Below are 7,289 nucleotides of genomic sequence, written 5' to 3'. Positions count from 1 at the left end.
CGCGCGGGTCGTGGTCGCGGACATCGACGCGGGCAACGCGGAGCTGGCCGCGGCGGCCATCCGCGAGACCGGCGGCTACGCGGTCGGGGTGGGCTGCGACGTAGGGCTCGCCGCGGACGTGGATCGGCTCACCGGCACCGTGCTGGAGGCGTTCGGCACGGTCGACGTCCTGGTCAACAACGCCGCCGAGACCGGGATCGTGACCCACTTCCTCGACAGCGACGAAGCCTGGTGGGACCACTTCCTCACCACGAACCTCAAGAGCCAGTACCTGTGCACTCGCCGGCTCGCCCCGGTGATGGCGCGCAAGGGACGCGGCTGCGTGATCAACGTGTCCAGCGGTGGCGGCACCCGCGCGCATCGCGGGTTCGTCGCCTACGACGCCTCCAAGGGCGGGGTCGAGGCACTGACCAGAGCACTCGCTCTCGAGCTCGCGCCGTACGGAATCCGGGTGAACACCCTGGTACCGGGCCTGATCGCGACGTTCGCGGGTGAATCGGAGGAGTCGCTGCGCCGCCGCGACGAGACGGTGCCGCTGGGACGGGGTGGCAAGGCCGAGGACCTCGCCGGTCCCGCCGTGTTCCTGGCCTCAGAGGACGCCGCGTACGTCTCGGGCGCGCGGCTCGTCGTGGACGGAGGCGTGCTGGCGCAGCAGCGGAGCCCCCAGGTCGACACCTACCGCCCGGACCAGTTCCCGTCCCTGGCCACGCTCGTCGCGAACGGGAGCTGACCATGACGCAGCAGACGGACGTCGTCGTCATCGGAGCGGGCGTCATCGGCGCGAGCTGCGCCTACCAGCTCGCTCGACGGGGCCTGCGGGTGACTGTCGTGGAGGCGGAGGCGGCACCGGCGGAGGGCAGCACCGGGCGGTCGTTCGCGTCGGTACGGGCGCAGTGGGCGGACAGTCTCAACATCGAGCTGGCGTGGCGCAGCATCCAGGCCTACCGCGACTTCGAACGGGACTTGGGCGTCGACGCCGGGTACCGCGCGACCGGGTACCTGCTGCTCATTCCGCAGGACCGGTGGGCGGACCACCTCGTGTCCGTGCGGTTGCAGCGCGACCACGGCGTGCCGGTGGAGGTGCTGGACCTCGACGATGCCCAGAAGATCACGCCGTTCGTGCCGGACGGCCTCGGCGGCGCGGTGTGGGGCTCTGCGGACGGCGTCGTCGACCCGCACACCGTCACGATCACGTACCTGAAAGCGGCCAAGGAACTCGGCACCGAGGTGTACGTCCGCGCGCCGGTGACCGCGGTGAACCGCGTCGGTGGCCGGTGGAGGGTGACGATCCCGCGGGGTGAGTTCGAGGCGCGGCACGTGGTGAACGCGGCCGGCGGCTGGGCGAGTGAGGTCGCGGCACTCGCCGGGCTCGACGTCCCGGTCCACCACAGCCGCCGCAACGTCTACAGCACCACGGAGTTGCCCGGCCGGCGCAGGTTCCCGATGACCATCGACACCGGTACCGGTGTCGCGTTGCGCAGCGAGGGCGACCGGGTGCTGTTCCTGCTCGCCAAGCCCGGCGAACAGGACGGCTACAACGTCTCGGTCGACTGGGACTGGATGGAACAGGTGCTCGCCACGACGTGCGAACGGTTCCCGTGGCTGGCCGAGGCTCAGCTCGACCGGAAGGCCTGCTGGGCGGGCACTTACGAAATCACGCCCGACCTGCTGCCCTTCGTGGGAGAGCACCCGGACGCACCGGGATGGGTGAACGCGTGCGGCATGTGCGGACGCGGCGTGCTCCAGGCACCCGCGATCGCTCAGGTCGTCGCGGAGGAGATCGCCGACGGCCGGGCGCATTCGCTCGACATCACGCCGTTGCGCTACGAGCGGTTGCGGTCGTCGGTGAGCACGCCGGCCGGCCTCGTCATCTGACAGGGGAGCGGACATGACCCGGATCTCGTTGAACGCCGACGTCGGCGAGGGCTACGGCCTGTGGAACTACGGCGATGACGAAGAGCTGCTCAAGGTCGTGACCGACGCCAACGTCGCCTGTGGGTTCCACGGCGGCGACCCGGACGTGCTGCGCCGCACGTGCGCCACCGCGGCCGCGCACGGTGTGCGGATCGGTGCTCATCCCGGTTTTCAGGACCTGCGCGGCTTCGGCCGGCGGCACGTCGAGCTGCCACGGGAAAGCCTGGTCAACGACGTGCTCTACCAGCTCGGGGCGCTCGCCGCCATCGCCGGCGCCGAAGGCGTGGCGGTGAACTACGTGAAGCCGCACGGCGCCCTGTACCACTCGGCGGTGGCCCGCGAGGAGTACGCCGCGGCGGTGGTGGAGGCCGTCCGTTTGTTCGACTCCTCTCTGCCCCTGTTGTGCCAGCCCGGTACTCGCCTGGCACGGCACGCGGAGGAGACGGGGTTGCGCGTGCTCGCCGAGGGGTTCATCGACCGGAGGTACACCGGCTCCGGTCTGCTCGTGCCACGCGGCGAGCCCGGCGCGGTCATCGCCGGCCACGACGACGCGGTGGCGCAGGCGGTCCGGCTGGCCGTCGAGTCCACTGTGGAGGCACAGGACGGCACTGTGCTGCCCATGCGAGTGGATTCGTTGTGCGTGCACTCGGATTCACCCGGAGCGGCCGAGTTCGCCCGTGCGACCAGGGCGGCGCTCGAAGCGGCCGGGGTGTCGGTGATGGGAGCGCTGGAGTGACCAGAAGCGTGCGGTGGGCAGGGGAGAACGGCCTGCTGATCGAGGCGGCGGCCGGTGAGAACGTCCAGGCGCTCGCGGCCTGGCTGCGAGCGGGCCCGTACGACCTCACCGAGGTCGTCCCCGGCGTACGGACGGTGCTCGCCGTCGGTGACCGGCCGGTTCTGCGTGAGCTCGCGGCCTCCGTCGACCTGGCACCGTTGTCCCGGACGGTGGAGACCACCGGTAGAACCGTTGTCGTGGACGTGGTCTACGACGGCGCCGACCTCGGCGACGTGTGCGCCCGCACCGGGTTGACCAGCGATGAGCTGGTGCGACGCCACAGCGCCACCGAGTACACAGTGGACTATTTCGGCTTCAGCCCCGGCCTCGCGTTCTTCGCCGGTGTTCCGCGGGAGCTGCGGGTGCCACGCCGGGCCAGCCCCCGCACGGTCGTGCCCGCGGGCAGCGTGGCGATCGCGAACGAGTACTCCATCGTGTATCCCGGAGGTACGCCCGGCGGGTGGAGCGTCCTCGGCAGGGCGGTGAGCGCTCCGCTGTGGAACTCCAAGTCCATGCCGCCGAACCTGGTGAACGTCGGCGACACGATCCGCTTCCGTGCGGTGAACCCGTGATCGAGGTGGTGCGGCCCGGCCCGTTCGCGACGGTCCAGGACCTCGGCCGGACCGGCTACGCGCACCTGGGCGTGTCCCCCTCTGGAGCAGCCGACGCGCGCAGCCACCGGCTCGCCAACCGGCTCGTGGGCAACGCCGAGACCGCTGCCGGGCTGGAACTGCTTCTGGGCGATGCCGAACTGCGCTTCCACCGGGCGACGACGGTCGCGGTCACCGGGGCGCCCGCGCCGCTGCGGCTGGACGGCTGGCCGATGCCGCTGTGCGAGCCGTGGCGCGTGCTTGCCGGTCAGACGTTGCGCATCGGCACACCCGGCTGCGGGCTGCGCGTCTATCTGGCGGTGGCAGGAGGAGTCGATGTTCCCTCTACAATGGACAGCCGTGCCACGGACACGTTGTCCGGTCTCGGGCCGACACCGTTGCGGACAGGCGACCGGCTGCCGGTCGGCATTCCCTCGCACAGCCCGGCCGCCACGCACCTGGCGGCGTGCATGATGGCCCGGCCGGTCGAACCGGTGGTCAGGGTGATGCGCGGCCCGCGGGACGACTTCTTCGACACCGACGCGTTCGCGACGCTCGTTGTGAGCCGTTGGCTGGTCACGTCGGACGCGAACCGGGTGGGTGTGCGGCTGACAGGCCCACCGCTGCGGCACGCGGGCGAGGCGCAGCTTCCGTCGGAGGGGATGGTGCGCGGCGCCATCCAGGTCCCGTCCTCCGGCCAGCCCATCGTGTTCCTCGCCGATCACCCGACGACCGGCGGGTATCCGGTCATCGCAGTCGTGGCGCGTGACGACATTCCGTTGCTCGCCCAAGCGCGTCCCGGCGTCGGGGTGCGTTTCGAAGAACACCGAGGAGACCGGTCGTGACGACCCCGTTTCACCAGCTGCATCACATCTGTGTCGTCGTGCACGAACTCGAAAAGGCCGTGGAGTACTACGAATCGCTCGGTATCGGGCCGTGGCACGACTACCCGCCGCTGACCGCCTTCACGCGCCGGTCCATGCCGAACGACGAGGCGTTCCTCGCCCTGCGGTACCGGTACGCCGATCTCGGCAACGTCCAGCTCCAGCTGTGCCAGCCGCCCGACCTGGACTGCCCGCAGCGCCGGTTCCTCGACACCCGCGGCGAGGGCGTCTTCCACGTCGGCTTCGAGCACCCGCTGCGGGACGCCGAGGCGTCGGGCCTGCCGGTGCTGATGCGTGCCGAACGCGACAACGGGACCGGATTCCTGGGCTTCGACACCGTGGACCAGACTGGGTTCATGCTCCTGACGCGACAGAGTGCGGAGTGACGTCGTGAACGTCCTCATCGTGCTGGCTCATCCCGAACCCCGGTCGTTCAACGCGGCACTCGCCGCGCGGGCGTGCGACGTGCTGCGGCAGGCTGGACATCAGGTCGAGGTCAGCGACCTGCACGCGCTGAAGTTCAAGGCCGTCCTGGACGCCGACGACTTCTCCGGTGAACGCGAAGACGCCGAGTTCCTCCGTGTCGACCGCGAGCAGACGCACGCCCACTCATCAGGCGGCCTTGCCGCGGACATCGTGGCGGAACAAGAGAAGCTGAGCCGTGCGGACCTGGTGATCCTGCAGTACCCGATGTGGTGGTTCGGGATGCCGGCGATCCTCAAGGGCTGGGCGGATCGGGTGTTCACCCGCGGGTTCGCCTACGTGCCCGGCCGCAAGTACGACACGGGCATGTTCCGCGGCAAGCGCGCGATGGTGTCGGTGACGACCGGGACGTCCGCGGACACCTACGCTCCCGACGGAATCGACGGAGACATCCTGGACATTCTGTGGCCCGTCCACAACGGACTGCTGCGGTACAGCGGTTTCGAGGTGCTGCAGCCGTTCGTGAGCTACATGCCGCGGCGGCTGACTCCCGAGGAACGGGAGGCCGAGCTGGACCGCTTCGCCCAGCACGTGCTGGCCGACGTTCCCCGGCTGTTCTTCCACCCCCAGGAGGACTACGGCCCGGAGGAGCGGCTGCGGCCTGGTGTGATCGCCCGCTCCGGCTTCCAGCACAACACGGACAGGTGATCTCACGAAGTTGTTCCGCCGTACCGGGAAGTCGCGGCGGCGCGGAGCGGCTCAGTGCCGAGTGACGAACCGGGAGATGCGATCCCACATCTCCGTCGGGTTGGAGTACATGGGGAAGTGGGCGCAGCGGCTGATCTCGGCCAGCTCGACGCCCTCGGCCGCCAGTTTGTCCAGGTAGGACAGTGAGTCGTTCTGCTGCCCGTACATGAACATGGTCGGTGCGGGGAGCGCGAGGAACCGGTCGAGCAGCCGGCCGTGGTCGGAGAGGTTCACCATGGAACGGAAGATCGGCTCGACCGCCGCCGCACGGACCTTGTGCGGAAGGCTCGCCGAGTAGAGCGCGCTGGCGGCGAAACGCGATCCGCTGACACGGTCGGTGAAGTCCGCCAGGAACTCCTCGGGGTCGTCGTTCGGGTGGGTGATCGCCTGCCGGCTGAGGAAGCAGTCCTCGGGGGCGAGGTTGCCCTCGATGCTGGTGAGACTCTCGACGCTGCCCGGATTCTCGTCGGCCAGCAGCAACGCGGTGAGGCCGCCCATCGAGTGCCCGAGCAGGTGGTACCGGTCGATCTCGAGTGCTCGCAGGACCTGCGCGGCGACGTCCACGAGGAACGGAATGGAGATGGCTTCCAGGTCCTCGCACGTGCTCGCACCGCAGCCGGGTGCGTCGTAGGCGAGCACCGCATGGTCGTCCAGCCCGGCCTGGTGCACGACGTCGGCGTAGTCCTCTTTGGTCGATCCGAAGCCGTGCAGGAACACCAGCGGCGTGCGCGGGCCGTCCCGGTGCAGGCCGGACACGGTCACCCGCGTCCGGCCCACAGTGAGGGACAGGGTGAAGCGGTCGAGCTTGCGGATCATCGGGCCTCCAGCGCGGCCTTGAGTCGTTTGACCGCGGTGTGCAGGGTGTGGTCGTCGACGGCGAAGCACAGCCGGAGCCGGCCGGGTGCGTTGAACGCCTCGCCGGGGACGACGGCGACGTGGGCGGTGTCGAGCAGCCAACCGGCGAGCTCGGCGCTCGTGCGCCACCCGTCCTCGCTGAGCAGTCCGGCCACGCTGGGGAACGCGAAGAGACCGCCGTCGGGCAGTGGACAGTCGATGCCGTCGATCTCGTTCAGGGCCTCGACGAGGAAGTCCCGGCGGCGGCGGTAGTCGTGGGCGGCCGCGGCGGGCGTGTCGACGTCGTGCAACGCGGCGAGAGCGGCTCGCTGGTTGATCAACGGGACGTGAGTGATGGTCCGGGAGACGTGCTTGCGCGCCGAAGCGATGATCTCCTCCGGTGCGAGGAGCCAGCCGACCCGCCACCCGGTCATCGCGTGCTCTTTGGACACTCCGCCGACCACGACGGCCCAGTCGCTCAGCGCGGGCGCCAGGCGCAGGATCGAGCGGTAGGTGCCGGTGAAGTCGAACTTGCGGTAGATGTCGTCGCTGATCACCCAGACTTCGTGCTCGACGGCCCAGGCGGCGATGTCGCGGAGCTGGACGTCGCTGTGCACGGCGCCGGTCGGGTTACCGGGGCTCGACAGCAGCACGGCAACGGTGCGCGCGGTGCGGTGCTGTTCCAGTGTGTCGGCGGTGAGCCGGAACCGCTCGTCGGTCGGCGCCGGGATCGGGACGCCGCCCGCCGCGATGACGACCTCGGCGTGGCCGGGCCAGCCTGGCGCGGCGACCAGGACCTCGTCACCGGGGTCGACGACCGCCTGGAGGGCGAGGAACAGCGCGTGCTTCGCGCCGAGGGCGATCTGGACGTCGGCGCCGGTCCACGGAAGCCCGGTGTCGGTGGTGGCCACCGCGGCGACGAGATTGCGCAGTGACGCTTCACCCTGTGCCGTGCCGTAGTGGTGCGTGGCGGGGTCGTTGATCGCGTCGATGGCGGCGGCCACCACCCGCGGGCTGGTCGCGCTCTGGGGTTCACCGGCCGCGAGCGTGACGACGTCCACGCCCCTGGCGCGGAGCTCGTCGGCGCGGGCGGCGACCGCGAAGATCGGGTTGTCCACGAGG

General features: G+C 70.4%; 9 protein-coding genes. 7 read left to right on the top strand and 2 right to left on the bottom strand.

The features are described from left to right. From FXN61_RS15890 to FXN61_RS15860, 7 genes are all read left to right on the top strand, one after another. The coding region (locus tag FXN61_RS15890) for an SDR family NAD(P)-dependent oxidoreductase (protein ID WP_167974650.1) at window positions 1-730 on the top strand (730 nt) is incomplete at its 5' end. 2 nt (window positions 731-732) lie between these two features. Beyond that, complete coding sequence (locus FXN61_RS15885) at window positions 733-1,875, top strand: NAD(P)/FAD-dependent oxidoreductase (RefSeq protein WP_167974648.1); 1,143 nt, start codon at window positions 733-735, stop codon at window positions 1,873-1,875. Between the two features lie 13 nt (window positions 1,876-1,888). Further along, a complete protein-coding gene (locus tag FXN61_RS15880) occupies window positions 1,889-2,650 on the top strand; it encodes a LamB/YcsF family protein (protein WP_167974646.1) in 762 nt (253 codons plus the stop codon). Continuing rightward, window positions 2,647-3,261, top strand: a complete 615-nt coding sequence (locus FXN61_RS15875; protein WP_167974644.1) for a 5-oxoprolinase subunit B family protein — start codon at window positions 2,647-2,649, stop codon at window positions 3,259-3,261. The genes FXN61_RS15880 and FXN61_RS15875 overlap by 4 nt, the downstream gene beginning before the upstream one ends. Then, complete coding sequence (locus FXN61_RS15870) at window positions 3,258-4,124, top strand: 5-oxoprolinase subunit C family protein (RefSeq protein ID WP_312877768.1); 867 nt, start codon at window positions 3,258-3,260, stop codon at window positions 4,122-4,124. The genes FXN61_RS15875 and FXN61_RS15870 overlap by 4 nt, the downstream gene beginning before the upstream one ends. Continuing rightward, window positions 4,121-4,549 (top strand): VOC family protein, encoded by a 429-nt coding sequence (locus FXN61_RS15865; RefSeq protein ID WP_167974642.1) that lies wholly within the window; start codon window positions 4,121-4,123, stop codon window positions 4,547-4,549. The genes FXN61_RS15870 and FXN61_RS15865 overlap by 4 nt, the downstream gene beginning before the upstream one ends. A gap of 4 nt (window positions 4,550-4,553) precedes the next feature. Next, window positions 4,554-5,294 (top strand): NAD(P)H-dependent oxidoreductase, encoded by a 741-nt coding sequence (locus FXN61_RS15860; RefSeq protein WP_167974640.1) that lies wholly within the window; start codon window positions 4,554-4,556, stop codon window positions 5,292-5,294. 51 nt (window positions 5,295-5,345) lie between these two features. On the opposite strand, the gene FXN61_RS15855 is transcribed toward FXN61_RS15860, so the two are convergent. Together FXN61_RS15855 and FXN61_RS15850 are read right to left on the bottom strand one after the other, a co-directional pair. Beyond that, window positions 5,346-6,149 (bottom strand): alpha/beta fold hydrolase, encoded by an 804-nt coding sequence (locus tag FXN61_RS15855; RefSeq protein WP_167974637.1) that lies wholly within the window; start codon window positions 6,147-6,149, stop codon window positions 5,346-5,348. After that, on the bottom strand, window positions 6,146-7,285 hold the full coding sequence (locus FXN61_RS15850; protein ID WP_167974635.1) for an aminotransferase class I/II-fold pyridoxal phosphate-dependent enzyme: 1,140 nt from the start codon (window positions 7,283-7,285) through the stop codon (window positions 6,146-6,148). Before FXN61_RS15850 ends, FXN61_RS15855 begins: the two co-directional genes overlap by 4 nt. Window positions 7,286-7,289 lie beyond the last annotated feature (4 nt).

The sequence above is a fragment of the Lentzea indica genome, assembly GCF_012184385.1.
GTDB lineage: Bacteria > Actinomycetota > Actinomycetes > Mycobacteriales > Pseudonocardiaceae > Lentzea > Lentzea indica.
This window is presented reverse-complemented; position numbering and strand designations above follow the sequence as displayed.

Bases quoted from the DNA above. Each gene is read 5' to 3' on its own strand.
- FXN61_RS15885 (WP_167974648.1), top strand. From the start codon at position 733: ATGACGCAGCAGACGGACGTCGTCGTCATCGGAGCGGGCGTCATCGGC.
- FXN61_RS15880 (WP_167974646.1), top strand. From the start codon at position 1,889: ATGACCCGGATCTCGTTGAACGCCGACGTCGGCGAGGGCTACGGCCTG.
- FXN61_RS15855 (WP_167974637.1), bottom strand. From the start codon at position 6,149: ATGATCCGCAAGCTCGACCGCTTCACCCTGTCCCTCACTGTGGGCCGG.